Annotated in this window: 22 protein-coding genes; 6 read left to right on the forward strand and 16 right to left on the reverse strand. The window is 70.3% G+C overall.

Going from position 1 to position 26,015, the window contains the following annotated elements:
* Window positions 1–75: 75 nt before the first annotated feature.
* The 6 genes from ACFC1K_RS09385 to ACFC1K_RS09410 are packed head-to-tail and all read left to right on the forward strand — an operon-like array spanning window position 76 to window position 7,687.
* Complete coding sequence (locus tag ACFC1K_RS09385) at window positions 76–1,389, forward strand: ABC transporter substrate-binding protein (RefSeq protein WP_375871398.1); 1,314 nt, start codon at window positions 76–78, stop codon at window positions 1,387–1,389.
* A gap of 20 nt (window positions 1,390–1,409) precedes the next feature.
* On the forward strand, window positions 1,410–2,402 hold the full coding sequence (locus ACFC1K_RS09390; RefSeq protein WP_375871399.1) for a carbohydrate ABC transporter permease: 993 nt from the start codon (window positions 1,410–1,412) through the stop codon (window positions 2,400–2,402).
* Complete coding sequence (locus ACFC1K_RS09395) at window positions 2,399–3,307, forward strand: carbohydrate ABC transporter permease (RefSeq protein WP_310247568.1); 909 nt, start codon at window positions 2,399–2,401, stop codon at window positions 3,305–3,307. Before ACFC1K_RS09390 ends, ACFC1K_RS09395 begins: the two co-directional genes overlap by 4 nt.
* Window positions 3,304–5,808 (forward strand): glycoside hydrolase family 2 protein, encoded by a 2,505-nt coding sequence (locus ACFC1K_RS09400; RefSeq protein ID WP_375871400.1) that lies wholly within the window; start codon window positions 3,304–3,306, stop codon window positions 5,806–5,808. The genes ACFC1K_RS09395 and ACFC1K_RS09400 overlap by 4 nt, the downstream gene beginning before the upstream one ends.
* 41 nt (window positions 5,809–5,849) lie before the next feature.
* Window positions 5,850–6,776, forward strand: coding sequence for a 1,4-beta-xylanase (locus tag ACFC1K_RS09405; RefSeq protein WP_375871808.1), 927 nt, complete (start codon window positions 5,850–5,852; stop codon window positions 6,774–6,776).
* Window positions 6,773–7,687, forward strand: coding sequence for an N-acetylglucosamine kinase (locus ACFC1K_RS09410; protein ID WP_375871401.1), 915 nt, complete (start codon window positions 6,773–6,775; stop codon window positions 7,685–7,687). The genes ACFC1K_RS09405 and ACFC1K_RS09410 overlap by 4 nt, the downstream gene beginning before the upstream one ends.
* Before the next feature lie 138 nt (window positions 7,688–7,825).
* Here the strand turns inward: ACFC1K_RS09410 and ACFC1K_RS09415 are convergent, their stop codons facing one another.
* The 16 genes from ACFC1K_RS09415 to ACFC1K_RS09490 all read right to left on the reverse strand — a co-directional run bounded on the left by ACFC1K_RS09415 (window position 7,826) and on the right by ACFC1K_RS09490 (window position 26,009).
* Window positions 7,826–9,655: an ABC transporter ATP-binding protein gene (locus ACFC1K_RS09415; protein WP_310289023.1), complete on the reverse strand. Its 1,830-nt coding sequence runs from the start codon at window positions 9,653–9,655 to the stop codon at window positions 7,826–7,828.
* On the reverse strand, window positions 9,637–11,496 hold the full coding sequence (locus ACFC1K_RS09420) for an ABC transporter ATP-binding protein (RefSeq protein WP_375871402.1): 1,860 nt from the start codon (window positions 11,494–11,496) through the stop codon (window positions 9,637–9,639). Before ACFC1K_RS09420 ends, ACFC1K_RS09415 begins: the two co-directional genes overlap by 19 nt.
* A gap of 399 nt (window positions 11,497–11,895) precedes the next feature.
* Window positions 11,896–12,405, reverse strand: a complete 510-nt coding sequence (locus ACFC1K_RS09425; RefSeq protein ID WP_375871403.1) for a methylated-DNA--[protein]-cysteine S-methyltransferase — start codon at window positions 12,403–12,405, stop codon at window positions 11,896–11,898.
* Window positions 12,402–13,985 (reverse strand): Ada metal-binding domain-containing protein, encoded by a 1,584-nt coding sequence (locus ACFC1K_RS09430; protein WP_375871404.1) that lies wholly within the window; start codon window positions 13,983–13,985, stop codon window positions 12,402–12,404. The genes ACFC1K_RS09425 and ACFC1K_RS09430 overlap by 4 nt, the downstream gene beginning before the upstream one ends.
* 88 nt (window positions 13,986–14,073) lie before the next feature.
* A complete protein-coding gene (locus tag ACFC1K_RS09435; protein WP_375871405.1) occupies window positions 14,074–14,745 on the reverse strand; it encodes a hypothetical protein in 672 nt (223 codons plus the stop codon).
* A 4-nt stretch (window positions 14,746–14,749) separates the two neighbouring features.
* Window positions 14,750–15,391: a hypothetical protein gene (locus ACFC1K_RS09440; protein ID WP_375871406.1), complete on the reverse strand. Its 642-nt coding sequence runs from the start codon at window positions 15,389–15,391 to the stop codon at window positions 14,750–14,752.
* A gap of 1 nt (window position 15,392) precedes the next feature.
* Window positions 15,393–16,520, reverse strand: a complete 1,128-nt coding sequence (locus ACFC1K_RS09445; protein ID WP_375871407.1) for a hypothetical protein — start codon at window positions 16,518–16,520, stop codon at window positions 15,393–15,395.
* Window positions 16,517–16,819 carry a hypothetical protein gene (locus tag ACFC1K_RS09450; protein ID WP_310289007.1) on the reverse strand — a complete coding sequence of 101 codons (303 nt, stop codon included), beginning with the start codon at window positions 16,817–16,819 and terminating at the stop codon, window positions 16,517–16,519. Before ACFC1K_RS09450 ends, ACFC1K_RS09445 begins: the two co-directional genes overlap by 4 nt.
* A gap of 84 nt (window positions 16,820–16,903) precedes the next feature.
* The gene (locus tag ACFC1K_RS09455; RefSeq protein ID WP_375871408.1) at window positions 16,904–17,191 is read right to left on the reverse strand and encodes a WXG100 family type VII secretion target; all 288 of its coding nucleotides are present in this window, start codon (window positions 17,189–17,191) and stop codon (window positions 16,904–16,906) included.
* A gap of 215 nt (window positions 17,192–17,406) precedes the next feature.
* Window positions 17,407–18,174 carry a hypothetical protein gene (locus tag ACFC1K_RS09460; RefSeq protein WP_311292694.1) on the reverse strand — a complete coding sequence of 256 codons (768 nt, stop codon included), beginning with the start codon at window positions 18,172–18,174 and terminating at the stop codon, window positions 17,407–17,409.
* Complete coding sequence (locus ACFC1K_RS09465; RefSeq protein ID WP_375871409.1) at window positions 18,171–18,788, reverse strand: hypothetical protein; 618 nt, start codon at window positions 18,786–18,788, stop codon at window positions 18,171–18,173. Before ACFC1K_RS09465 ends, ACFC1K_RS09460 begins: the two co-directional genes overlap by 4 nt.
* A 1-nt stretch (window position 18,789) precedes the next feature.
* Window positions 18,790–19,407 carry a hypothetical protein gene (locus tag ACFC1K_RS09470; RefSeq protein WP_375871410.1) on the reverse strand — a complete coding sequence of 206 codons (618 nt, stop codon included), beginning with the start codon at window positions 19,405–19,407 and terminating at the stop codon, window positions 18,790–18,792.
* Between the two features lie 43 nt (window positions 19,408–19,450).
* Complete coding sequence (locus tag ACFC1K_RS09475; RefSeq protein ID WP_375871411.1) at window positions 19,451–20,674, reverse strand: hypothetical protein; 1,224 nt, start codon at window positions 20,672–20,674, stop codon at window positions 19,451–19,453.
* A gap of 7 nt (window positions 20,675–20,681) precedes the next feature.
* The gene (locus ACFC1K_RS09480; protein WP_056370822.1) at window positions 20,682–20,975 is read right to left on the reverse strand and encodes a hypothetical protein; all 294 of its coding nucleotides are present in this window, start codon (window positions 20,973–20,975) and stop codon (window positions 20,682–20,684) included.
* Between the two features lie 90 nt (window positions 20,976–21,065).
* Complete coding sequence (locus ACFC1K_RS09485) at window positions 21,066–21,353, reverse strand: WXG100 family type VII secretion target (RefSeq protein ID WP_375871408.1); 288 nt, start codon at window positions 21,351–21,353, stop codon at window positions 21,066–21,068.
* A 126-nt stretch (window positions 21,354–21,479) separates the two neighbouring features.
* Complete coding sequence (locus ACFC1K_RS09490) at window positions 21,480–26,009, reverse strand: FtsK/SpoIIIE domain-containing protein (protein WP_375871412.1); 4,530 nt, start codon at window positions 26,007–26,009, stop codon at window positions 21,480–21,482.
* Window positions 26,010–26,015: the final 6 nt, after the last annotated feature.

Here is a 26,015-nt window from a genome sequence, read left to right on the forward strand (position 1 = left end):
CGGCGCGACGAACCACGCAACGGTGCGACGACGCGCACCGGCAGTTCAAGGGCGAACCTGACAAGGAGAAATCACATGGCGAAGAAGGCACTGGCGGGCATCGTGCTGCTGGCCACCGCCGCGGTCGCGATCAGCGGCTGCGCGGGCGGCGGCGCGGGCGATGCCGACAACACGATCGACGGCGAGATCAAGGGCGACATCAAGGTCCTCACCTGGCGCACCGACCTCGTGCAGGACGGCACGTACGACCGCTACGTCGAGGAGTTCGAGAAGAAGTACCCCGAGGTGAACGTCACCATCGAGGCCGTCACCGACTACGCGACCGAGATGCAGACGCGCATGTCGACCACGAACTACGGCGACGTCCTCGGCATCCCGACCATCCAGCCCGACCAGTTCGAGCAGTTCCTCGAGCCGCTCGGCAAGACGGCGGACTTCGAGGACACCTACCGATTCCTCCCCGCCGCCAGCTACGACGGCACCCAGTACGGCATCGCGTGGGGCGGCAACGCCAACGGCGTCGTCTACAACAAGAAGGTCTTCGAAGCGGCCGGCGTCACCGAGCTCCCGACCAGCGAGGAGGAGTGGCTCGAGGCCCTCCAGAAGGTCAAGGACAACACCGATGCGATCCCGCTGTACACCAACTACAAGGGCGGGTGGCCGCTGACCCAGAGCTTCGGCAACCTCGGCGGCGTCACCGACGACGCCGATGCCCCGATCACGCTCGCCGAGGACCCGGCACCGTGGACCGAGGGCACCGACGTCTACGCGATCGACTCCCTGCTCTACGAGAGCGTGGCGGCCGGCCTCACCGAGGACGACCCGCTCACCACCGACTGGGAGCAGTCGAAGGTGCTCATCGGCACCGGCGAGGTCGCGGCGATGACCCTCGGCTCCTGGGCCGTGTCGCAGATGAAGGCCGCCGCCGAAGACAACGGCGCCTCGGCCGACGACATCGGGTTCTTCGCGTTCCCGGCGAACGTCGACGGCCAGCAGTACGCCGTGATCGGCGGCGACTACAACCTCGGCGTGAGCAAGCACTCAAAGGCGAAGGCCGCGTCCTGGGCGTTCATCCGGTGGATCGTGGGCGAGTCCGACTACACCGACGTGCAGGGCATGGTGTCGACGCTGAAGGACGACCCGCTCCCCGAGTCGCTGACCGACTTCGAGGCCGCCGGCGTCGAGCTCATGGAGATCAACCCGGCCCCGGCCGGCAAGGAGGCGCTCCTCACCGAGACCGCGAACGAGGCCCAGATCGACCTGTACGGCCCGATCTACCGCCAGAAGCTCGTCGACATCGCCCGCGGCGCCGCCGACGGCGACAAGGAGAGCTACTTCGCCGAGCTCAACGACAAGTGGGGCGCCGCCGTCGAGAGCCTCAAGGGCTGACGGAAGGGGGCGGCAGAGACATGGCCATCGCAACTCCTGGCGCGGCACCGGCGGATGCCCCTGCTGCCCTCTCGGCGCCCATGCGCGGCCGCCGGCTCCGCGGGATCTCCCGCGGAGCCGGCGGCCGGCGGGGCGGCTCCGCAGGCCAGAGCGTCATGCAGCACCTCACGCCGTGGCTGTTCCTCGCCGCGGCCGTGGGCCTGCTGCTGCTGTTCACCTACTGGCCGGCGATCAACCTCTTCTACTACAGCGTCACCGACTGGGACGGCATCGACCAGCAGAAGAACCTCGTCGGGTTCGAGAACTACGTGCAGGTCTTCACCGATCCGCGCATCTTCTCGGTGTTCTTCGTCAGCCTCTACTACTTCGCGGCGTCGTTCTTCCAGATCGCCATCGCGCTGTACTTCGCGACGATCCTGAGCTTCTCGACCCGATTCTCCGGCTTCTTCCGCGGCGTGCTGTTCTTCCCCTACCTGATCAACGGCGTCGCCGTCGGCTTCGTGTTCCTCTACCTGTTCCAGCCCGGCGGCACGCTCGACACCGTGCTGAGCTGGTTCGGCGTCACCGAGCCGCCGCAGTGGCTGGGCGACCCCGACGTCGTCAACTGGTCGCTCGCCGCCACGTCCGTGTGGCGCTACACCGGCATGGGATTCGTGCTGTTCCTCGGCGCGATCCAGTCGATCTCCCACGAGCTGTACGAAGCCGCCGACATCGACGGCGCCAACCGCTGGGCGCAGTTCTGGGCGATCATCTTCCCCGGCATCCGCCGCGTCGTGGGCCTCACCGTGATCCTCGCGATCGCCGGCAGCCTCAGTGTGTTCGAGGTGCCCTTCGTGATGACCGGCGGGGCGAACGGCTCCTCCACCTTCGTCATCAACACGCTGCAGACCGCGTTCAGCTACCGGTCGGTGGGTCTCGCCTCGGCGATGGCCGTCGTCCTGCTGATCGTCGTGCTGGTCGTGACATGGATCCAGCGCAGAGTCTTCCCCGACGAGAAGGTCGATCTCACATGACCACCACCGAAGAACCGCTCCGCACGATGCCGCTGCGGACCAGCCCGCCCGAGCCGAAGATCCGCGGACGCTCGCCCCTCGAGCGCGTGCGCTCGGGGAGCGCCACGACAGCGAAGTACACGAGTCTCATCGTCGCGGCCGTCGTCACGATCCTGCCGCTGTCGGTCCTGCTGTTCGCCGGACTCAAGACCGCCCCCGAGTACGCGCAGACGGGCCCGTTCACGCCGCCGTCGAACTGGCTCAACTTCGACAACTTCGTGACGGCGTTCGTCAGCGGGAAGATGCTCGAAGGCTTCGTGAACACCACGATCGTCCTGGTGGTGTCGCTGGTGGGCACGATCTTCATCGGCACGATGGCCGCCTATGCGCTCGACCGCTTCAACTTCCGCGGCAAGCGGCTGGTGCTCGCGCTCTTCCTCATCGCGACGCTGATCCCCGGCGTCACGACGCAGGTCGCGACCTTCCAGCTGATCAGCGCCTTCGGCCTGTACGACTCGATGGCGGCCCTGATCATCCTGTTCATGGGCACCGACATCATCGCGATCTACCTGTTCATCCAGTTCATGCAGTCGATCCCGGTCTCGCTCGACGAGGCGGCGATGATCGACGGCGCGAACCGGTGGACGATCTACTGGCGCATCATCCTGCCGCTGCTGCGGCCGGCCATCGCGACCGTCGTGATCATCAAGGGCATCGCGATCTACAACGAGTTCTACCTCCCCTTCCTCTATCTGCCCTCGCAGGGATTCATCTCGACCTCCCTGTTCCGATTCAAGGGCCCGTACGGCGCGCAATGGGAGGTGATCGCCGCGGGTACGATCCTCGTGATCATCCCCACGTTCATCGCCTTCCTGCTGCTTCAGCGCTGGATCTACAAGGGCCTCACCGCAGGAGCCGTCAAGTGACCTCTTCCCTCTCCTTCCGCCCGATCGACGCCGGCTGGACGCTGCGGGCGTCCGCCGGACCTGCTCCCGGCGGACTCACGGATGCCGTCGCCGCCGTCGTGCCCGGGTGCGTGCACACCGATCTCCTGGCCGCGGGGCTGATCCCCGACCCGTTCCTCGACGACAACGAGTCGGCGCTGGCCTGGATCGGACTCGTCGACTGGACGTACGCGACGACATTCCCTTGGACGAAGGATGCCGCGGACCGCACCGATCTCGTCTTCGAGGGCCTGGACACCGTGACGACGATCCTGCTCAACGGTCGCGAGGTCGGCTCGACGGCGAACCAGCACCGCTCGTACCGGTTCGACGTGCGCGACGCGCTCGTCGAGGGCGACAACGAACTCGTGGTGCGCTTCCGCTCGCCGGTGAAGTACGCGAACGAGCAGAGCGTCGCACTCGGCGTGCGCCAGCGCCCGTACCCGCTCCCCTACGACGCGATCCGCAAGTCCGCGTGCAGCTTCGGCTGGGACTGGGGCATCGCGACCTACACGAGCGGCATCGTGAAGCCGGTCGGGCTCGAGTCCTGGTCGGTCGCACGCCTCGCGCAGACGCGCGTCGTCGCTGCGCCGGACGGCGACGGCGGCACGATCACGGTGGACGTCGAGCTCGAGCGCTCGGCGGATGCGGCATCCGATCGTCTTCTCGTGCACGTCGCGGTGAACGGGCCCGGGCTCGACGGCGACGCCCTGCCGAGCACCTTCGTCGAGGTGGACGGCGATCGGGCGCACGTGCGACTCGAGGTCCCGCACGCCGATCGCTGGTGGCCGGCAGGGTATGGCGAGCAGCCGCTGTATGTGGTCGACGTGCGTCTGTACGGCGATGCGCCCGACCCGCTGGACGCGACGCACCGCGTCGTCGGCTTCCGAGATGTGCGCTGGGACATGACGCCCGACGATGCCGGCACGCCGTTCACGCTCGTCGTCAACGACCAGCCGGTGTTCGTGAAGGGCGTCAACTGGATCCCCGACGACGCGCTCACCGTGCGCGTCACGCGCGACCGTCTGCGGCGCCGTTTCGAGCAGGCGCTCGACGCGAACCTCAACCTCATCCGCGTGTGGGGCGGCGGGCTCTACGAGTCGGACGACTTCTACGAGCTCGCCGACGAGCTGGGCCTCCTGGTATGGCAGGACTTCCTGTTCGCGTGCGCCGCGTACGCCGAGGAGGAGCCCCTGCGCTCCGAGATCGAGGCGGAGGCGCGCGAGAACATCGTGCGGCTCGGCCACCATGCGTCGCTCGTGCTGCTCACCGGCAACAACGAGAACCTCTGGGGCTACGAGGACTGGGGCTGGAAGCTGCGCCTCGACGGCAAGACCTGGGGCGCGCACTACTACTACGAGCTGTTCCCGGCGCTCGTCGCCGAGCTCGCGCCGCACGTGCCGTACGCGCCCGGCAGCCCGTTCAGCCCCGGCGCGGGCTGGGACGGCCAGACACAGACGGGTCCGCACCCCAACGACGAGCAGCACGGCTCGATGCACCTGTGGGAGCAGTGGAACCGTCGCGACTGGCACACCTACCGCGATCACCGCCCACGGTTCGTCGCCGAGTTCGGCTGGCAGGGCCCGCCGGCGTGGTCGACGCTCGTGCGCTCCGTGTCGGACGCGCCGCTGACCCCCGAATCGCCCGGCATGATCGTGCACCAGAAGGCGATGGAGGGGAACACCAAGCTCTCGAACGGGCTGATCCCGCACTTCCGGATGCCGGAGGCCATGGAGGACTGGCACTGGGCGATGCAGCTCAACCAGGCGCTCGCCGTGCGCGCCGCGCTCGAGCACTTCCGCTCGTGGGCGCCCCACACGCAGGGCGCGATCGTGTGGCAGCTCAACGACTGCTGGCCGGTCACGTCGTGGGCCGCGATCGACGGCGACGAGCGTCCGAAGCCGCTCTACTACGGGCTCAAGAACGCGTTCGCTCCGCGGCTGGCGACGATCCAGCCCCGCGACGGCGGGCTCGCCGCGGTGCTCGTCAACGACACGGCCGAGCCGTGGTCCGGCGGATTCGTGGCGCGACGCGTGGGGTTCGCGGGCGACGAGCTCGCCCGGTTCGAGACCCCGGTCTCACTGGGCCCGCGCGAGACGCTGACCGTGTCGCTGCCCGCCGACATCGCCGTGGCCGCCGACCTGGCCGCCGAGCTCGTGGTGGCGGGCGTCGACGACGTGCGGGGCTTCTGGTTCTTCGCCGAGCCTCGGGACTCGGCCCTCGGCGCGGCCGAGGTCGACGTGCATGCAGAGCCGGCCGCCGACGGCACGCGGGTCACGCTCACCGCCTCCACCCTGGTGCGCGACCTCACGCTCCTCGTCGACAAGGTCGACCCCGATGCCGTGGCGTCCGATGCGCTCGTCACCCTGCTGCCGGGCGAGAGCGCGACGCTCATCGTGCGTCACGACGGCGGCGGGCTCGCCGCATCCGTCCTCTCCGATCCGCGCGTGCTGCGCACCGCCAACGAGCTGGTCGCCTCGTGACCGCCGAGACCACCCAGGCGCTCGGGCCGTACGTGGCCGGAATGACCTGGGGATGGACAGGCGTGCGCGGAACATGGGCGACGGTCGAGGCATCCGAGTCCCTGCGGCTGATGGCCGACCACGGCGTGAACTGGACCGCTCTGGCGTACGCGGCCCTGCAGGACACCGCCCAGTCGACCGAGGTGCGGTTCCGGGAGGAGCCGACGGTGACCGACGACGAGATCGTGTGGGCGATCCGCGCGGCCAAGGCGCTCGGGCTGAAGGTGTGCCTGAAGCCCGTCGTCAACGTCGCGGACGGCACGTGGCGCGCTCACATCGGGTTCTTCGACCAGGACGTGCCGGGCGAGCCGACGTGGGGCGAGTGGTTCACGTCGTACCGCGCGTTCATCGTGCACGCCGCGCGCCTCGCGGAGGCGGAGGGCTGCGAGATGCTCTGCGTCGGCTGCGAGATGGTGCGCGCCGACGCCCGCGAGGCCGAGTGGCGCGAGCTCATCGCCGCCGTGCGGGCCGAGTACTCCGGCATCGTGACGTACAACTGCGACAAGTACCAGGAGGACCGCCTCGGCTGGTGGGACGCGGTCGACGTCGTGAGCTCGAGCGGCTATTACCCCGTCGACCGGTGGGAAGCCGAGCTCGACCGCATCGAGGCGGCCGTCGCCGCGACGGGCAAGCCGTTCTTCTTCATGGAGGCCGGGTGCCCCTCGCGCGAGGGGTCGCCGGATCGCCCGAACGACTGGTCGCTGCCCGGGGAGGTTTCACCCGACGAGCAACTGCGGTACTACAGGGTCATGTTCGAGGCGTGCGCGCAGCGCGCGTGGGTGGGGGGATTCATGTTGTGGGATTGGCCTGCACGCCTGTACTCCGCTGAAGAGGCGGTGCGCAACGACGACTACTGCCCGTACGGCAAGCCCGCCGGCGAGTATCTGCGCGCACAGTACTCGGCACTCGCGGCGGGGGTCTCGCGATGACCGCCGCAGTGCTGGCGATCGATGCTGGCCAGACCGGGATCAAGGTGCGCGTGCGCGAGCACGACATCGTGTTCCCCGGCATCCGCACCGGGGAGCCCCTTCTGCCCCAGCTCGCCGCCGTGACGCACGCTGCGATCGAGCGCACCGGCGCCGAGGTCTCGGTCGTGAGCGCCGGCGTCTCGGGTCTCACGACACGGGAATCGGATGCTGCCGCCTTCCTCGCCCGGATCGACGACGCCGCCGTGCACGAGGTGATCCTCGCGCACGACTCGACGACGTCGTTCCTCGGGGCGCTCGGCGACACGCGCGGCGCGGTGGTCGCCGCGGGCACGGGCGTCGTGACGCTCGCGGTCGGCGCCTCGCGGGTGGCCCGCGTCGACGGGTGGGGCTACCTCATGGGCGACGCGGGCAGCGGCTACTGGATCGGCCGCGAGGCGCTCGACGCCGTGATGCGCGAGTACGACGGCCGCGGTCCCGCGACCGCGCTCCGCGCCGTCGCCGAGGAGCGGTGGCCCGACCTCAGCCAGGCGTACATCCACCTGCAGTCCGACCCCGAGCGCGTGAGCGTGATCGCGTCCTTCGCAGCCCTCGTCGCTCGCCTCGCGACGGAGGGCGACGCGGTCTCGCAGAACATCACCGTCCGCGCCGGCGGCGAGCTCGCGCACAGTGTCGAGACGGCGCTGCGCCGCGTGCGCTCCGACGACGAGCGCGAGCACTTCGCCGCGTGCGCGATCGGCGGCGTCTTCCGCTCCCCGCAGCTGCGCGAGGCGTTCGCCTCGCACATCGCCGCGAGCGAGTTCGACGTCACGCTCGTCGAGCCTCTCGGCCACGGCATCGACGGCGCCGCGGCCCTCGCGGGCCTCGCGCCGCAGCATCCACTCGCCCACGCGGTCTCGGTCGCGTACGCCTGACTCTCCCGCGGGCAACGAGCCGCTCACCTGTCACGAAGCGTCGGCTCGCGCGGCACTTCGTGACAGGTGAGCAGTGAGACGACGGATGCCCCGGCCCTGAATGTGGACAGGGGGCCGGGGCATCAGGGGTCGGCCGGGCTAGACGAGCGACTCCCGCCAGGCGGCGTGGAGCTGCGCGAACTTGCCGGTGCCGCCGATGAGCTCCTCGGGGGTGTCGTCCTCGATGATCTCGCCGTGCTCCATGACCAGCACGCGGTCGGCGATCGCGACCGTCGACAGACGGTGCGCGATGATGATCGCGGTGCGGTCGGCCAGCAGCGTCTGCAGGGCGTCCTGGATCTGGCGCTCCGACGGGATGTCGAGCGATGCGGTCGCCTCGTCGAGGATCAGCACCGCCGGGTTCGCGAGGAACGCCCGTGCGAACGAGATCAGCTGGCGCTGACCCGCCGACACCCGGCCGCCCCGCTTGTTGACGTCGGTGCCGTAGCCGTCGGGAAGAGCCTGGATGAAGTTGTCCGCTCCGACCGCGCGCGCCGCCGCCTGGATCTCGTCGAGCGTCGCGTCGGGCTTGCCCAGCGCGATGTTGTCGGCGACCGTGCCGCTGAACAGGTAGGCCTCCTGCGTGACCATGACGATGGCACGGCGGAGATCCTTCGGGTGCAGGTTGCGCAGGTCGACGCCGTCGAGCGTCACCGCACCGCGGGTCGGGTCGTAGAACCGCGACACGAGCTTGGCGAGCGTCGACTTGCCGGCACCCGTCGTGCCGACGAGCGCGATCGTCTGACCGGCCGGGATGTCGAGCGAGAAATCCGGAAGGATGACGCGGTCCTGCGAGTACCCGAACAGCACGTCGTCGAACCGGATGTGGCCCTTCGCCGCCCACAGGTCGACGGGGTTCTTGGGGTCGGGAACCGTGGGCTCCTCCTCCAGGACGCCCGACACCTTCTCGAGCGCCGCCGTCGCGGACTGGTACGAGTTCAGGAAGAACGCGACCTCCTGCAGCGGCGAGAAGAAGTTGCGGACGTACAGCACCGCCGACAGCAGGAAGCCGATCTCCATCGCGCCGTCGACGACGCGGATGCCGCCCCATGCGACGACGATCGCGAGCGTGAACGACGCCACCGCCATGAGTCCCGGCTCGAACGTGCCGAACAGGCGGATCGAGCGCATGTTGACGTCGCGGTAGTCCAGCGCGAGACCGCCGAACTCCTCGTCGTTGCGCCCCTCCTTGCGGAAGGCCTTCACGGCGCGGATGCCCGTCATCGTCTCGACGAACTTGACGATCACCTTCGCGCTGACGACGCGCGACTCGCGGTAGACGAGCTGCGAGCGCGTGTAGAACCAGCGCATCAGGAGGAAGAGCGGGATGCCCATGAACGTGAGGATCAGGCCCGACTGCCAGTCCACGAGGAACAGCGCGACCAGCGTGAACGCACCGTAGAGGATGCCCGAGACCAGCTCGTTGAGGCCTCCGTCGAGGAGCTCGCGGATCGTGTCGAGGTCGCTCGTCTGGCGCGAGATGATGCGGCCCGACGTGTACGACTCGTGGAACTCCAGGCTCAGCCGCTGCGTGTGCAGGAAGATGCGCTTGCGGAGGTCGAGCATGATCGCCTGCGTGAGGCGCGCGGCGACCACGACGTACCACCCGATGAGGGCGGCGCCGCCGAGAGCCGTGACGAGGTACACGAGGACCACCACGATCGTCGGCGCCCAGTCCATGCGCTCCACCGCGGCCGGCAGCGCGTTGTTGATGCCGACACCGATGAGCCACGGCCCCGCGACCCGCAGCGCAGTCGAGACGACGAGCACGACGCCCGCGAGGATCAGCTGCGCGCGCACCGGCGTGATGAGCGAGCCGAGGAGGCGCAGCGAGCGCTTGCGAATCGCCTTGCTCTCGTCGCGTGTGTAATCGGAGCGGTCTTCGCCGCTCGTTCCGGTCACCGTGGTGCTCACAGGGTCACCTCCCATTCCTGGTCTTCCTGTCTCGCCCTGAGTCGGGCTTCCTCGACCTCGAGGCTCGAGATCACGTGTCGGTAGTGCTCGCTGGTGCGCAGCAGCTCGGAGTGCGTGCCGACCGCGGTCACGCGGCCCGCCTCGAGCAGCGCCACCCGGTCGGCGAGCGTGACCGTCGACGGGCGGTGCGCGACCACGAGGGCGGTCGTCTCGTGCAGCACCTCGCGGAGCGCGTCCTCGACGAGGGCCTCTGTGTCGACGTCGAGCGCCGACAGCGGGTCGTCGAGCACGAGCACAGCGGGCCGTGCGGCGACGGCGCGCGCGAGCGCGAGGCGCTGGCGCTGGCCGCCCGAGAGGGACAGGCCCTCTTCGCCGATGATCGTGTCGACGCCGTCCGGCAGGTCGTCGACGAACGACGCCTGTGCCACGTCGAGCGCCTCCCGCATCACGCGCTCGGCCTCTTCGCTGCCGGGCACGAGATCCTCGCGCCCCAGCAGCACGTTGTCACGCACCGACTGGGAGAAGAGGGTCGCGTCCTCGAACGCCATGCCGATGTGCCGGCGCAGCTCGGCGAGCGTCAGATCGCGCACATCGACGCCGTCGAGCGTCACGCGCCCGCCGGTCACGTCGTAGAGCCGCGTGGGCAGCGTCGTGAGGGTCGTCTTGCCCGAGCCGGTGAGGCCCACGAGAGCCATCGTCTCGCCCGGCCGCAGCACGAGGTCGACGCCGTCGAGCAGGTCGCGCTCGCGCTCCGCGGCATCCTGATACCGGAAGTGCACGCCCTCGAACGCGAGCTCGCCGCGAGGCTTCGCGATGGTGGTCGGCTCCTCGGGGTCGACGATCGTGTTCTGCTCGTCGAACACCTCGAAGATGCGGTCGGTCGCGGTGCGCGCGTCGAGCAGGAACGAGAACAGGAAGCCGATCGACTCCATCGGCCAGCGCAGCACGGTGGCCATGGCGAAGAAGGCGATGAGCTCCGCGCCCTGCAGCTGACCGATGGCCGTCAGATAGATGCCGGCGCCGAGGCACAGCGCGAAGGCGATGTCGGGCAGCAGCACGAGCCAGAACCAGATCCAGCCGACGGCCCGGGCCTTGCTCAGCTCGGTCTCGCGCAGCGTCTCGGCCTGTCGCGTGAACTTCTGCAGCGCGTGCTTGCCGCGGCCGAAGGCCTTGAGCACGCGGATGCCGTGCACGCTCTCCTCGACCGAGGTGGCGAGGTCGCCGGCCTGGTCCTGCGACTGGCGCGCGAGCGTGCCGTAGGACTTCTCGAACCGGTACCCCGCGTACCAGAGCGGAGCGGACGTGACGAGGAAGATCGTGCCGAGCGCCCAGTGCCAGCGGAACAGCAGCGCCGTGCCCACGACGATCGTGATCACGTTGACGACGAGCAGCACGACGCCGAAGGCGAGCCAGCGGCGCAGCATGCTGATGTCCTGCATCATGCGGCTCAGCAGCTGCCCCGACTGCCACCGGTCGTGGAACGAGACCGGCAGGCGCTGCAGGCGGGAGTAGAACGTCTGCCGCAGCTCGTACTCGACCATGGTGGCGGGGCCGAGCACGAACCAGCGTCGGAGCCAGACCATGAGGGCCTCGGCGAGGCCCAGCGCGAGGATCGCGGCGGCGCCCCACCCGATCATGGCGATGTCGCCCGAGGTGATCGGGCCGCCGACCACCTGCTCGAGCACGAGCGGGATGGTCAGCGCGAGCAGGCTGGCGACGAGCGCGCTGGCGGCACCCATCACCAGACGCGGAAGCACGGGCTTCGCGAACGGGAGGAGCCGGGCGAGGGCTTTGAAGGTGGACAGTTCGGACCGTTGCGGCTGTTCTGATCGCTCAGGAAGGGCGGTGGTGGTCATGATCCTTGTGGGGGTGTTGCGGTGACCCGTCGTCGGGTCGCGAGGCGACAGCGCCGTGTGGGAGCGCTGTCATGAGAGAGGAGCTTCCTCGGTGAGGAACGCTCCGGGGGACGGCGGTATGCCGAATCCGGCCGGGCCGGCGGGTGCGAGGAGGCGGACTACCCCTGAACGCGGGGACGCGGCAGCCGGGAGGCGGTGCGGGGTCCCGCAGGACGGAGGACGAAGGCGGTCTTCGCGGCGATGGCGGCCTGATACATTTCTTCCTCCTTGGGCTCAGCGGAAAGGGCTGCGCACTCCGCTAGGTCGTAGCGACGCGACAGCCCTCCAGCATATACCTGGGAATTCTCTGACCGCAACAACCGCTTTCCGGTCCCCCGGAAAGCGGTTGAAGCGGCCGATTCAGATGAGCGCGGGCACCGCCGCCTCGCGGTCGAGCAGGCGCTGCTTGACGGGCAGCCCCCACGCGAACCCGCCGAGCGTGCCGTCCGTGCGCAGCACCCGATGGCACGGCACGAAGAGCGCGGGCGCATTGCGCGCACAGATGGATGCTGCGGCCCGCACCGCACTCGGAGACCCGAGCTCGACGGCGAACTCGCTGTAGGTCAGCGGGCGGCCCGGGGCGATCCGCCGCAGCGCCGACCACCCGGCGAGCTGCATCGCGGTGCCGTGCTGCGTCACTGCGACGTCGTCGATGGCGGCGAGGTCTCCGCCGTAGTAGGCGGCGACGGCGGCCGCGGCATCCGTCTCGCCCTTCGCGACGGATGACGGGCGCACGCGGTCCGCGAGACGCGCGAGGATCGCGTCGGCGTCGGCGGTCCAGCCCGAGGCGAGTACGCGCCCGTCGTCGTCGGCGAGGATCGTGAACGCGCCGTCGGGGGTGTCGAGGGTCTGGATGGTGGCGGTGGTCATGAGATGCCTCCGGTGGTCGATTCGGATGTGAGGACGGTGACGGATGCCGCGCCCCGCCGCGGTGCGGCGGGCTTCGGCGGAACGGCCCGCCAGAGGTGGGCGGTGAGGTAGCTGCGCCAGGGCGCGGTGCGGGCGGCCCACGCGTCGAGTGTGCGAGCCTCGGCGGGAAGCCCGACCGCGGCGGCGCCGGCGCGCACCGCGACGTCGCCCGGGAGGAAGACGTCGGGGTCGGCGAGCACGCGCATGCGCACGTAGTCGGCGGTCCACGGGCCGATGCCCGGCATCGCGAGGAGCGCGGCGCGCTGCTCGACGGCGTCGTCGCCGGCGGTGAGGGTGAGCGAACCGTCGGCGAGGGCCGCGGCGGCGCCCGTGATGGCGCGGATGCGTGCGGCGGGGCCCCGGAGCACGTCGGGGCCGTGCTCCGCGATCGCGGCCATCGTCGGGAACAGGCGGGCGGGCGCAGGGCTCTCGCCGGTGCCGGGCGACAGCATGCCTGCGAAGGCGGGGACCTCCTCCCCCAGCGCAGCCGTGAGCGAGGTGAGCGCGGTGCGCGCGGCGACGACGGTGATCTGCTGGCCCACCATCGCCCGGATCAGCATCTCGTGCGGATCTGCGGCGCCCGGAACGCGGATGCCCGGCAGCGCGTCGACGAGAGGGGCGAGCTCCGGATGCTGCGCCAGCGACTCGTCGACGGCGTCGGGGTCGGCGTCGAGGTCGAAGAGGCGCCGCGCGCGGGTGACGAGCGTCGAGAGGTCGGCGAGGTTCGTGAGCGCGGCCCGCAGTCGCACCCGCCCGACGTCGTCGAGCCGGAGTTCGAACCACGCGGGTCCGTGGGGCAGGCGGATCGTGCGGGCGAAGGTCGACGCGGTCGCCGCCTCGGCGCCCGAGACGGCACGGGCCGCCATCCACGCGAACAGGCCAGGAGCGTCCAGCGCGCCGCGGTGCGGGAGCGCGAGGTCGATCGTGACCCCGGGCGCCGAACCCGCCGCACCCGGCCCCTCGTGCCGCGAGACGCGGCGCCGCGCGCGGAGCTCGAGCGGCGGCATCCCGAACACCTCCCGGATGGTGTCGTTGAACTGGCGCACGCTCGCGAACCCGCTCGAGAACGCGACGTCGGCGGCCGGGAGGTCGGTGCCGACGAGCAGCATGCGCGCTGTCTGCGCGCGGTGCGCGCGGCTGAGCGCGAGCGGACCGGCGCCGAGCTCGGCGGTCAGCAGCCGCGTCAGGTGCCGCGGCGAGTAGCCGAGCCGGCTGGCGAGCCCCGGCACGCCCTCGCGCTCGACGACGCCGTCGGCGATGAGCCGCATTGCACGACCGGCGGTATCGCCCCGCAGGTTCCACTGCGGCGACCCCGGCGCGGCCTCGGGCAGGCACCGCTTGCACGCGCGGTAGCCCGCCTCGTGCGCGGCGGCACTGGTCGGAAAGAACGTCACGTTCGAGGGCTTCGGCGTGCGCGCGGGGCAGCTCGGGCGGCAGTAGATGCCGGTCGAGCGCACCGCTGTGACGAACTGCCCGTCGAAACGGGCGTCGCGCGAGTCGATCGCGCGGTACCTCTCGTCGAACGTCATGACCAGGCTCATGCCCCTAGCCTGACACGCTCCGCCGACATCAGCTCGCGGAAATCGGACACGGCTGTGCGGCGGCTGCGGCCGCGGCGGACGCCGGCGCCTACCCGTCGCTGCGGACGAACGCCGAGCGCAGACGGTGCCAGAGCGGATCGCCCTCGCTCACGCCGGAGACGATTCGGACGACGCCGCCGGCTTGGCCCAGAGCACACGCGAGGGCGATGATGCCGACGACGCCTGCCGTCGCGGAGAGGCCGACGAACGAGCCGGCGGCCAGATCGCGCAGCGCGAGCGCCACTCCCCCGATCGCGAGCAGGAAGGCGAGCGTGGCCGTCGTGAGCCGGGCGAAGATGGGCGGGTCGAAGTTCGTCGTGCGGGCGAGCACCCAGCCACCCCCGCGCCGAGCTCGACCGCCCTGACGGTACGGCAGGCGGAGCCATGCGGTCGCCGCGCGCGCCAGCGTCCGTCCGGTCAGCCACAGCCGCACGAGCCCCACGGCCCCGGCGAGGGCGACGACAGTGGCGATCGCGATGACGACGACATCGACCGGGGCGACCCCCCCGCCGAGCGCCGCGATCGCGTCGAGCATCCCGCCGATGACGAACACGCCCAGCGCCGAACCCCCGAAGCACACGAGCCCCAGCGCCCAGCGCGACCAGCGTTCGTAGTCGGCCCGCAGCATCACCGCCACGCGATCCGCCTCGGCCACCGCCTTCTCACCGCTCGGGACGTCGATCCACGGGCGCGAAGCCGGAAGGATGAGTGCGAAGGCCATACCGTCAGGCTACGGCGTGCGGCAGGTCGCTCCCGCTCGCCGACGCTTCCAGGGGAGCCGGCTCGACGCCGTCGGGCAGCACCTGCGTGGTCGACAGCGTGAAGGCGGTGAGGACGGCCAGCTCGGTGCGCTCGCCGGTGTCGGTGCACATGCCCATCACGAGGATCGTCCCGTCGCCGGCGGGCAGGCGGATCTCGCCGACCGTCGTGACGACCGCCCTGCCACCGAGCTCCAGCGTGCCGGAGGCGACCGTTCCCACACGCCCGTCGGGCGCGGTGAAGGTCTCTGCCGCGGAATCCACGCCGAACCGCGCGAGCGGGAAGAGACGGTGGAACTCCAGGGACGGGGCATCCGTCCCTGCCGCCACCCTCACCACGTTCGTGCAGAGGAAGCTGACGGCCGGCCGCTCGCCGAGCGTGATGGAGACCCCCGCGGAGTCGAAGTCCGTTCCCTCGAACGCGGCGACCCCGGCGTGGAAGCCCGCCACGATCGCCGCACGCGCGTCGTCGGGGAGCCAGCCGTCGCCGCCGGCCAGATACCGGTCCAGCCATTCCTGGGGCGTGCGGTCGCCGAACGAGCGGAACTCGATCCACCCTTGCGGCATCCGCTGCCACACGCGATCGCCGCTCATCCTCGGTGTCGCCATGTCAGAGCTCCTCGTCCGTGCGAGGACCGTTGCCCTGGATCGTGTTGTCGACGCGCTCGGCGAGGTTCTGCCACGGGCCGCTCAGGCTGTCGACGAAGCTCTCGCCGTTGTCGTGCGCATCCTTCGCCTGCGACATCGTCCAGTACGTGTTCGAGACCAGGTTCGGGAGGTTGACGTTCAGGGCCACCGCGAGCGATCCCGCCGCGGTGCCGCCGCCGGCGAGCGCCGGTGTCATCTGCTGGATCGACGGGATGAGCACCTGACCACCGGGACCGATGAGCGACTTCGCCGCCATGCCGAGGGCACCACCGGCCAGGAGACCCAGGGCGCCGACCGCGAAGTCCGTCCAGTCCCCCCGCCCGGTCAGGGCCTGGAGACCGTCGATGGCGACGAGGGCGATCGACATGATGAGCGCCACGGTGCCGAGGACCGGAATGAACAGCGACAGGATCGCGATGATCGGCAGCGCCGCCCGGAGGATGTCCTCCAGGATCGGCACCACGTTCTCCATGAGCCAGTTGCCGGCGTCGGCGAGCCATTCACCTGCGTCGCCCAGGAAGTTCGAGAACGCGTTGCCCGCGTAGTCGTCGAGGACGCCGCCGGCGTCGTTGAGTGAGCGCGCGGCGACCGTCGCCTCGTCGTCGACCTCGGCCTTGAGGCTGCGGGCGGAGGCACGGATCTGCTCGAGGTCGTCGCCGGCGCTCCCGAGCGCGAGGGCCGCGTCGGACACGGCGTCGGGGTCCGCATCGTCGTCATCCTTGTGCTTCACCGCCGATGTGTGCGCGGTCTCGCACGCGGCGACCCGCGCGGCTGCGGCATCCGCCTGCTCGGCGAGCACCCGCGCCCGCTGCTGGAAGGAGGCGAGCTGCGTGCTCCAGGTGCGCAGGGCGTCGCGCGACGTGCGCAGCGCCTCACCGGTATCGGCGAGCTGCGGGCGGAAGTCCTCGCTCATGGAGGCGCGGAAAGCGGTGGCAGAGAGCCCCACCCAGTCGGCTTCGTCGCCGCCGTCGAGCATCGACAGCGCGTCGTCCACGCCGTCGCAGCCGCTCGACAGCGCGTCAACGTAGGTGTCGAGGGTCGCGACGTCGCCCGGTGCGGGGTCGAACCCGAGCGCGCTGAAGTCGGTCACGCCGCACTGCCTTCCTGGGGCACCATGCTCGCTCCGAGCTCGCTGTCGAGGCCCTGGAACGCCTCGAGGATGCCCTGGAGGCCGGTGCCGGCATCCTCCGCGTAGCGGGCGAGCTTGTTCATGCCGCCGCCCCATGACCCGTGCAGGTCTTCGAGGCGCCGACGGAGTTCGTCCTGCGGCACCGCCGAGCCCGACACGTTCGAGAGCGCGCCCGTGGCGTCGTCGAGCAGTGTCCGCATGTTGGCGTACGCGTGCCGGCTCGCATTCATCGCGTCGTAGTCGATCCGCACATCGGTCATTGCAGTCCCTCCGGAGACAGCTGACCGGAGGCCGCAGGAGCGGCGCTCCGGTCAGACGGTCGAGCTTTGCGTTGCGGGTGCGGTTCAGCCGCCGGCGAGCTGCTGGTCGAGGTCCTGAATGGCACGCATCATGCCCAGCAGCGACTCCGACATGTCGTTGATGCCGTCCACAGCACCCTTCAGACCCGTCGTCAGCTCGGAGTACCCCTCACCGAACTTGCCCGACGCGTGCTGCGTCTTGAAGTCCTCACCCAGCAGAGTGTCCACCTGGCTCTTCAGCGCGTCCAACTGACCCTGGATGTCATCACGAGCCTGCGACAGCGACGACGCCACCTGCTCCATCTCCGCATACGAAGCACCGAAATCGGCCATCGTCAACTCCCTCACTCAGATTCCCGACCCCCGTCGGGCCGATGACCCCACGCTAACCGGGACACCTGGCGGAGCCCATGGGGACCATTCCCCATGGGATCGGATGCCGCCGGTCACCGTCGCGCCGCAGCACCGCCGGGCGTGAGATCCCCGCGGGGTCCACCCGCGCGCGGCGCGCGCGTACATCGTGGCCGGGCCGTCGGCCACAGCGACCGTCAACGCGAGCGCTGCGGGTCCGACTTCTGGAGCTCGGGCGCGAGCGTCAGGGCCAGCTCTCCCGGCGCGGTCGTGAGCGCCCGCGTCGCCGTGCCCGGCTCGATGAGGCCGCGATCGGCGAGACGCCGGATCGCTGCATCCCGGCGCGCCGTGATCTCAGCGAGCGTGCCAGGCGGGATCTCGCGGATGCTCCACTGCAGATTCTCGCGCTCGTTCTGCGGTCCGCCCGCGGGCAGCGGACCGCGGATCAGGATGACGACGTGGACGACGATGTCGGCGGCGACCACGGCGATCCACACCCATGCGCCGCCCTGCAGGAAGGGCGCGCCGGCCGTGAGTGCGATGAGAGCCGTGATGAGCCCGGGGATGACGTGGATGAGCGCCAGCGTTCGCACGGCCGACGCTCGCGACGCACGCGGGTGGCGCAGCCGCTGCAGCTCACTCCACCCCGTCACCAGCAGGCTGACCAGCGTGATCGTGCCTGCGAAGGCCAGAGGGAAGTCGTACGCGGTATCGCCGAGGACCCACCGCACCATGGCTGCGGCGGCGATCACCGGAGCGGCGACGGCGAAGAGATACGCCAGCCCCTGGATGAAACTGCCCAGCGTCACCCCGCGGTGCTCCGACATGGCCTCTGCCGGCGCGAGCACGGCAAGGGGGCGCTGCGCGGGGGTGCGCGAGAACGACCGCAGCTCCAGGCGCCACCAATCCACCGGCGTCCACGACGATGCCTCGTCGACGAGCTCTGTCAGCGATCTGGCGGTCATGCCGGCCACTCCTCTCCGAAGCGCACCACGGCGCGGTCGAGTGCGTCGACGCGCACGCGGTCGCTCGACGCGACGAAGCCCTCGAGCGTGGACTGCCGCAACACCGCCTTCGCCGCTTCCTCCACGAAGGCCAGCCCGTAGGGTGCGACAGGGCCGAGAATGGCGGCGACGGTCGCGTCCTCGCCGAAGAACAGCCAGCGCTCGAATCCGAAATCCCGGTCGCCGTGCCGCTCGAGAAGCGTCGTCGAGATGCCGATCCCGAAATGATCCGTCTCGATCACCTCAGTCGTCGCCGGCAACTGCGCCGACGGCGACCAGAGGAACGCCGCCTGATCGGCCTCGCTGAGCGCACCATCCACCGCGAACACGGTCAATGGCGCGATCACCCGACCGTCGATGCCGACGATGACGAGGCTGCGGCTGTCGTCCGAGGCTACCCGGGCGACATCGTCGAGCGCCGCGGCGATCGGGCCGGTGGCTTCGGGGGCGAGCCCGGTGCGCGCGACGAAGTCGGCCGCCGTCGCGCGTGCCCACTCAGAACGGTCGGTCGCCGAGTGCGCGGGGAAGTCGACCGGGATGCAGTGCTCCCGGTCGAAGCGAAGGTTCAACCGCATCTCAGCTGACGCTCCAGGTGAAGGAGGATATGTGGTTGTCGAAGAGAGCGAGCCACGCCAGCAGCACAGGGTCATCGGGCGCCAGGTCGGCCCCATGAGCCACGGTGGCCGTCCACTGGACGGCCTGCGTGCGCCGGGTGCCGGGGATCGGGATCAGGTAGTGGATGAGGAAGCTCACCGCGTCGACGCCGTCGACGCGGGTCGGGCGCCGCTCGGTCCAGCGCACCATGCGGTGACCTTCGCCGATCGGGACGCCGCCGCGATTGCGCACGGCATCCTCGACGATGTCGTCGAGCGTCCATTGCGGCGTCGACCGACGACGCAGACCCACGAGGCTCGCGGAGCCCAGCACCCAGGTGGGCGAGCTCTCGGCCGGCAGGGCGTAAGCGAACGCGTCCTGGCCCTTCAGCTGTGCCAAGGCGTCCTTCACCTGCGCACCGAGCGCCGCCCCCAGGTCGGGTCGGCCGGCCTCGGCAAGGCGTGCCTTCGCCGCCGCGACGAGATCGCGCTCGGTGTCGGCCCCCATGTCGTACGACCGCCACCCGGGCGGCAGCAGCATGCGATACCTCGGCACGGTCGCTCCGGCGCCTCCGGTCAACTCCGCGCGCAGATCACTCACCATGCCAGTCTTCCATCACCCGCGACCCGGTTCGGCACCTCCGTCACGAGAACGGGTTCTGGTCGGGATCGAAGGACCCCGGGAACGCCCCTCCTGCGGTGTCCTTGATCCACCCGGCGATCCCGAGCTGCGTCGCCCAGACGCCGGCCGTACCCTCGACGATGTTCCACCCGCCGGTCATCACCGCGGGGTCCGCCCAATGCGCCATGTTCTGACCGGTCAGCAGGCCCGTCGTGAAGTCGACGGCCTTCGCGCCGAACCCGGTTCCCTGCAGGCGGTTCAGCCCCGACGCCCAGTCGTCGATCCCCGTCGCACCGACGCCGAACAGGCGGGCGGCGTCGTCGCCGAACGCCGTTCCGAGTGCGCGCCAGCCCCCGGGGGCGCCCAGTCCGCGCAGGCCGCGCGCCGCGGGGCCGATGAAGGGCACCACGCCGATGACGCCGAAAGCGACGTCGACCCAGCTTCCGTCGTCGAACGCGAGCTTGCGGGTGAGGGCGACGGCGAGCGTCGCGACGGCGACGATCGCCGCGAGTGCGGCGATGATGGGTCCGCCCACGACGATCGCCAGCACCGCGAGCACGATGCCGGCCACGGCGAGGACGTTCGAGAGGAACTCCAGCGCGCCGCGCAGGTCGTCCTTCCAGGAGTCCTCGATCTTGCCGCTGAAGCCTTCCTTGATGTTCGTGGCCGCGGTCTGGAACGCGCTGTGCCAGCTGTCCCACTCCGTGTCGTACTCACCGGCCCGCGTGTCCCACTCGCCGCGCTTGGCGTCGGCGAGACCCCGCTTCTCGACAGCATTGGCGTTCGCGCTGTCGTACGACGACTGCTCATCGGCATCGGCATCGTCATCGGGCTCTCGCGGAACGGCGCCCTCAGCCGTGTCGGCGGCGCGCGACAGCGAGTAGTAGGCGGCCCACAACTCGATCAGGTCGTCGACGATCGGATCGATCGCGGCCTTCGACGTCTCGAGCTCCTGACCATAGGTGAGGATGTGCGGCCCGACGGCGGCGTACAGCTCGGCCGCCTTCGACAGATCGCCGCTGACCTCACCCGCGACTTCGCGGAGCTTGTCGACGGTGCTGCCTTCCATGTCGGCGCCGTTGTCGACCAGTTGCTTGATGAGCATCCACGCGGCCGACATGTCGGCACCGAGGTCGACGATCTGCTGACCACGCGTCTGGACGTCGCCCGCATCGCCGCGCAGGTGCTCGATGAGGTTTCCTCCCCTCGGCGTCTGCGAGGGCATGTACGGAAGCACTGTCGTCATCGTCGGCTCATCTCTCGCCGGTTCGGTTGCCGGCTTCCTCGTCGAAGTCCTGGAAACCCTCGATCACGCCGTCGACATGCTCGGCGAGACCCTTGCAGCTGTCCATCAGGCGCTTCCGGCGATCGTCCCAGCGGCCCTCGAAGTCGTGCGCCGCGTCCTTCAGGTCACCCAGCTCGTACGGGCGGTCGACGGCACCCTCGAGGTCGCGGCGGCGGTTGCCCGCATGCTCGAACTCGTCGATGATGCTCTTCAGCTGCGTGCTCAGTGCACCGAGGTCGTCATAGCTGACTTTGACGCTCACTGGGTCTCCTCATTCCCGATCCGACTCGTCCGCCCTCACCGATCACCGGTCGGGAGCGGCCTGCACCGCTCCCGACCCCGATGATGCGGTTCAGCCGCCGGCGAGCTGCTGGTCGAGGTCCTGAATGGCACGCATCATGCCCAGCAGCGACTCCGACATGTCGTTGATGCCGTCCACAGCACCCTTCAGACCCGTCGTCAGCTCGGAGTACCCCTCACCGAACTTGCCCGACGCGTGCTGCGTCTTGAAGTCCTCACCCAGCAGCGTGTCCACCTGGCTCTTCAGCGCGTCCAACTGACCCTGGATGTCATCACGAGCCTGCGACAGCGACGACGCCACCTGCTCCATCTCCGCATACGAAGCACCGAAATCGGCCATCGTCAACTCCCTCACTCAGATTCCCGACCCCCGTCGGGCGGGACACTCAGCAACCTAACGGAGCGCGCCGACGGCACGCGATGGGGATCATTCCCCATGTCCTCGCGTCGGGCGCCTCGGGCCGCGTCAATGCTGCGGCGCCGCCTGCGGAACGGGGAGGACGGATGCCTCGACCAGCGGCAACTGGACCGTGACCTGGCGCCCCGCCTGCACGAAGATGCCGCGGCCATCGGGGAAGTCGGACCGCTTGACCTTCGGGAACGGCACCTTGAACACCGCGTCGCCGTCGAAGGCGTCGGGCTTGATGATGATGCCCTTCCGGCCGCCCTTGAAGTCGCCCACCAGGCCGAAGCCACTGGTGACCTGCGTGACATCCGCGTCGCCGATGAGCACGTGCTCGCTGCGGTTGACCGACTGGAACAGTGCCTTGAGCGGGCGCTCCGCGGGCGAGTCGGCGAACTGCGGCACGTCTTCGATCACGATCATCAGCCGCGCGTCGATCGACTCGTCGGCGACGAGCTCGGCGAGCTCGGTCGCCAGGTCCTTCGCCTCGTCGGGCGTCGTGGCGCTGCGCATCCACGGGGCGAACTCCTTGAGCTGCGAGCGTCGCCCGCCGAAGTGGAACAGCCGCACGGCCGGATCGAAGCGCACCATCGCAGTGACGAGGGCCTTCATCGCGTTGGTCTTGCCCGCCGAGGGCGGCCCCGCGACGACGAAGGTGCCCACCGGATCGAACTCGCGGGCCGCGAGCGTGTCTTCGGCGATGCCGAGCACCGGGAACTCGCCGATGCGATCCGGCAGCGCCTGCCAGGCGAGCCGTGTCGGCAGCGAGCCGATCTCGTCCACCTCTCGCGCGCCGGTCGCGCGAAGCTCCTCGGCCCACTGACCCAGCAGCTTCGTCTGCTCGGCCACGTTCGGTGTGCCGCCGAGCACCGCGATCTGGGTCTCGAAGCCGTCGACGATGGCCCGGCCCGGCGCGGACCGCTCGTCGAGCACGTCCTTGGGGGCGTTCAGCAGCGCGTAGGCATTCTCATCCGACAGACGCAGCACCACACGCCGCGACACGTTCGAGCTGATGGCGGTGGGCACCGACCCGGAACGGTCGGCGGTCGCGACGACGTGCACGCCGAGCGGGCGGCCCTCGCCGAGGATGCGCATGAACGCCTGATAGAACGGCATCCGCGCGGTCGTCGACTCCCACTCGGCGCGGAACTGCGGGAGGCCGTCCAGGAGGACGATGATGCGCGACTCGTCGCGCCCCGTCAGCTCGCGGTATTCCGCGATGCTCGAGGCGTTGGCCGCGCTGAACCGCTTGGCGCGGTCGTCGAGGATGCCGCCCAGCGAGCGCATGATGCGCTGCACGCGCTCGGCGTCGTCGCCGGGGATGATCGATCCGACGTGCGGCAGCACCTCGAGGCTCTTGAGCGCGCCGGCGCCGAAGTCCAGGCCGTACACCGCGATGTTCTCGGCGCGGCGCCCCATCGCCGCGGCGATGGCGACCGTGCGCAGCACGGTGGACTTGCCCGAGCCGCTGGTGCCGTACACCAGGAGCGAGCCGTCACGGTCGGGCTCGAAGTACACCGGCTCCTGCAGCTGCCGCTCGGGCACGTCGCGCTTGCCGAGCAGGATGAAGCCGGGTCGTCCTGCCCGCAGCTGACGGAGGTCGACGGTGGTCTCGAGGTCGTCGAGCCACGGGCGCCGGGGCGCGGGGATCCGGGCTGCCGCGGCGGCGGCGACCAGGGTCGCAACGATGCGCCTCTGGTCGTTGGGCCCGGGATCGACATCATGCGATTCGGATTCGCCCGAGTCCGGCAGCTCCCAGCGCTGCACCGAGCCGAACCGCAGCTGCGCGACGCCCACATCGGCGGCGGGCGCCTCGTCGGTGCTCCAGCCACCCGCGTAGGCGGACTGGAACGGCACGAGCCGGCCCGGGCCGGTCTTGGCGATGCCGCGGCCGGGGATGCCGGGGTCGAAGCGCGCGGCCACGGGGTCGTCGACGACGTCCTTCGAGTCCGACTCGTCGGCCATGCGCAGTGCGACGCGGAGGTTGGTGTTGGCGCGGAGGTTGTCTTTGATGACGCCCGCCGGCCGCTGCGTCGCCATGATCAGGTGGATCCCCAGGGAGCGGCCGCGCTGCGCGATGTCGACGACACCGTCCACGAACTCGGGCACCTCCCCCGCGAGCGCCGCGAACTCGTCGATGACGAGCACGAGGGCGGGCGGCGTGTCGGGGTCGCGCCGCTTCTCGAGCTCGAGCAGGTCCTTCGCCTTCTTGCGGTTGAAGAGGTGCTCGCGGTGGTGCAGCTCGGCGCGCAGGCTGGTGAGCGCGCGTCGTACGAGGTGCGGGCTCAGGTCGGTGACGAGGCCGACCGTGTGCGGAAGTTCGACGCAGTCGGCGAACGCGGACCCGCCCTTGTAGTCGACGAACAGGAACGTGACGCGGTCGGGGCTGTGGGCGGCGGCCATGCCGAGCACCCACGCCTGGAGGAACTCGGACTTGCCGGCGCCGGTGGTGCCGCCGACGAGGGCGTGCGGTCCCTGCGTCCGCAGATCGAGGGCCATCGCGTCCGTGGCCCCCTGACCGACGATCGCGCGGAGGGTCCCGGCCTTCTTCAGGCGCGGCAGGACCGCGCCCGAGCGGTCGATGATCGTGTTGTTCTCGCGCCAGCGCTCCACGGCGGAGCCGGGATCCGCGGCGAGCTCGCCGCCGACGAGCGAGAGGAACATGACCGAGTGGGGGATGTCGGACGAGTCCTCCACGACCGTGCTCGAGTCCACGACCGGCGCGAGCCGCTTGGCCAGCACGATCATGAGGTCGTTCGACACGCCCTCGACCGCGGTCTCCGGATAGTCCACGCCGCTGCGGACCGTGCCCGCGCGGGCGTGCTCGAGGCCCCGGGACACGTCGACGAAGCTGCGGCAGACGGCGGGCAGCGCCTCGACGACGGGTGCCACGAACAGACCGTAGACGCCGACGTCGGCGCCGCGTTCGAGCACCTGCGTGAGGCGTGCGCGATCCACCGGGGCGTCGGCGGTGACGATGACGAGCACCGCCGTCTGGCCGGGGAACGTGGCCTCCTCCGCTGCGCGCCGCACGTCGGTGCCGTAGCGCATCGGGTCCCACTCGTCATCCAGCGGCAGGCGCGGCGACGAGGCGGCCTTGGAGCGCTGCATGACGAGCTCCTCCAGGCCCGACAGCAGCGCGGCGCCGGTCGACGCCGAATCCGACAGCGGCATCTCGCGGAAGGGGCTGCGCTCGCTGGACGTGTGCGGAAGCCACTTGAGCCACTCGAGCTGCGTCGCCCATCGCGGTTCGGTGAGCGCGATCGCGACCAGTTCGTTGGGCGAGTGCAGGCCGAACAGCTGGACGCAGAGGCCCCGCAGGGCGTCGGCGGCTTCCCGCTCGCCTCCGGCGACGCCGATCACCCCGACGCTCTGCAGCGACTCGAGCACCGGCACGCCGTCGATCATGCGGTAGCGATCCCGCAGCCGGTCGACGCGGTCGACGAACTCCTGCAGCGCCTCGGGCGATTCGGACCGCTTCACCGTCGTGCGCGACGGGGCCTCGGCGGTGCCCAGTCGCACCGACAGGAAGTTCCAGTGCTCGGGTCGCCTGGTCCAGAGCATCGGGCCGAGCCGCATCGCCTCGTCGAAGACGACGGCCACCGGCGGCACCTCGGCGTTGCGGATCTCGCGCTCGCGCGGCCGCTCGCGGTAGAGGCTCTCTTCGAGCTCCTCGAACGTGCGCTCGAAGATCTCCGTCTCTTTGCGGGCGCGCTGACCGACCTGCGTGCGCTGGGAGATGAAGTTGCCGAGGAGCATGAGCGGCGAGAGCACGACGACCAGCAGCGCGCGGGGGTTGCCCTGCATCGCGAAGAGGGCCAGTCCCAGAATGATCGGGGCGACCAGCATGGGCCACGGGAACAGCCGCGAGACCGGATCCTTCGGCATCCGCGGCTCGGGCAGCTCCTCGCCCACGTACCGCGGCTCCACGCGCGGGCTGCGGTTGAACAGGAGCGAGCCGCCCCGCTCGAGGACGGGATCCTGTTCCACCGGCGCGAAGTCCTGCACCATGCGGACGACGACGTCCGTGTCGCCGAGCGAGAACCGCTGGCCGGGGATGACGCGAAGGCGCTGCACGAGGCCGCCGTCCACGACGATGCCGTTCGCCGAGTTCAAGTCCACCAGTTCGACGGACGTACCGACCTCGATGCGTGCGTGCGACTTGGAGACGAGGGGATCCGCGAGGACGATGTCGTTGCCCGCGACGCGGCCGATGGTGAACTGACCGCGCGGCAGCGGGAACTCGCGGCCGACGAGCGGACCGCCGACGATCGAGAGGATGGCGGCAGGCGGGCCCCCGTTCGTCCGCGTCGAGACGTAGTCCTCACCGAGATTGACGATCGAGGCGACGAAGCCCGAGCCCACGGCAGCGTCGCTGATGAGCGTCTCGGGCGAGAGCATCGCGAACGTCGACGACGTCGGAGGCGCCACCTTGAGCGTCAGCACGTCACGCGGCGACGCGACGGTCTCGCGCGCCGGATCGGTCTCGACGATGTGCCTCGCGACGTCCTGAACGGTCGCCGTCGTGTCGGCCGTGACCACGATGTCGATGTGCTGGGCGTTCCGGCGCTGCAGGGTGAGTCTGAGTCTCATGGGTTC

It is taken from the genome of Microbacterium sp. NPDC056057 (assembly GCF_042266945.1).
GTDB lineage: Bacteria > Actinomycetota > Actinomycetes > Actinomycetales > Microbacteriaceae > Microbacterium > Microbacterium trichothecenolyticum_C.

Coding starts and splice junctions, on each gene's coding strand:
- ACFC1K_RS09385 (WP_375871398.1), top strand. CDS start 76: ATGGCGAAGAAGGCACTGGCGGGCATCGTGCTGCTGGCCACCGCCGCG.
- ACFC1K_RS09390 (WP_375871399.1), top strand. CDS start 1,410: ATGGCCATCGCAACTCCTGGCGCGGCACCGGCGGATGCCCCTGCTGCC.
- ACFC1K_RS09395 (WP_310247568.1), top strand. CDS start 2,399: ATGACCACCACCGAAGAACCGCTCCGCACGATGCCGCTGCGGACCAGC.
- ACFC1K_RS09405 (WP_375871808.1), top strand. CDS start 5,850: ATGACCTGGGGATGGACAGGCGTGCGCGGAACATGGGCGACGGTCGAG.
- ACFC1K_RS09410 (WP_375871401.1), top strand. CDS start 6,773: ATGACCGCCGCAGTGCTGGCGATCGATGCTGGCCAGACCGGGATCAAG.
- ACFC1K_RS09415 (WP_310289023.1), bottom strand. CDS start 9,655: ATGGGAGGTGACCCTGTGAGCACCACGGTGACCGGAACGAGCGGCGAA.
- ACFC1K_RS09420 (WP_375871402.1), bottom strand. CDS start 11,496: ATGACCACCACCGCCCTTCCTGAGCGATCAGAACAGCCGCAACGGTCC.
- ACFC1K_RS09425 (WP_375871403.1), bottom strand. CDS start 12,405: ATGACCACCGCCACCATCCAGACCCTCGACACCCCCGACGGCGCGTTC.
- ACFC1K_RS09430 (WP_375871404.1), bottom strand. CDS start 13,985: ATGAGCCTGGTCATGACGTTCGACGAGAGGTACCGCGCGATCGACTCG.
- ACFC1K_RS09435 (WP_375871405.1), bottom strand. CDS start 14,745: ATGGCCTTCGCACTCATCCTTCCGGCTTCGCGCCCGTGGATCGACGTC.
- ACFC1K_RS09440 (WP_375871406.1), bottom strand. CDS start 15,391: ATGGCGACACCGAGGATGAGCGGCGATCGCGTGTGGCAGCGGATGCCG.
- ACFC1K_RS09450 (WP_310289007.1), bottom strand. CDS start 16,819: ATGACCGATGTGCGGATCGACTACGACGCGATGAATGCGAGCCGGCAC.
- ACFC1K_RS09455 (WP_375871408.1), bottom strand. CDS start 17,191: ATGGCCGATTTCGGTGCTTCGTATGCGGAGATGGAGCAGGTGGCGTCG.
- ACFC1K_RS09460 (WP_311292694.1), bottom strand. CDS start 18,174: ATGACCGCCAGATCGCTGACAGAGCTCGTCGACGAGGCATCGTCGTGG.
- ACFC1K_RS09465 (WP_375871409.1), bottom strand. CDS start 18,788: ATGCGGTTGAACCTTCGCTTCGACCGGGAGCACTGCATCCCGGTCGAC.
- ACFC1K_RS09475 (WP_375871411.1), bottom strand. CDS start 20,674: ATGACGACAGTGCTTCCGTACATGCCCTCGCAGACGCCGAGGGGAGGA.
- ACFC1K_RS09485 (WP_375871408.1), bottom strand. CDS start 21,353: ATGGCCGATTTCGGTGCTTCGTATGCGGAGATGGAGCAGGTGGCGTCG.
- ACFC1K_RS09490 (WP_375871412.1), bottom strand. CDS start 26,009: ATGAGACTCAGACTCACCCTGCAGCGCCGGAACGCCCAGCACATCGAC.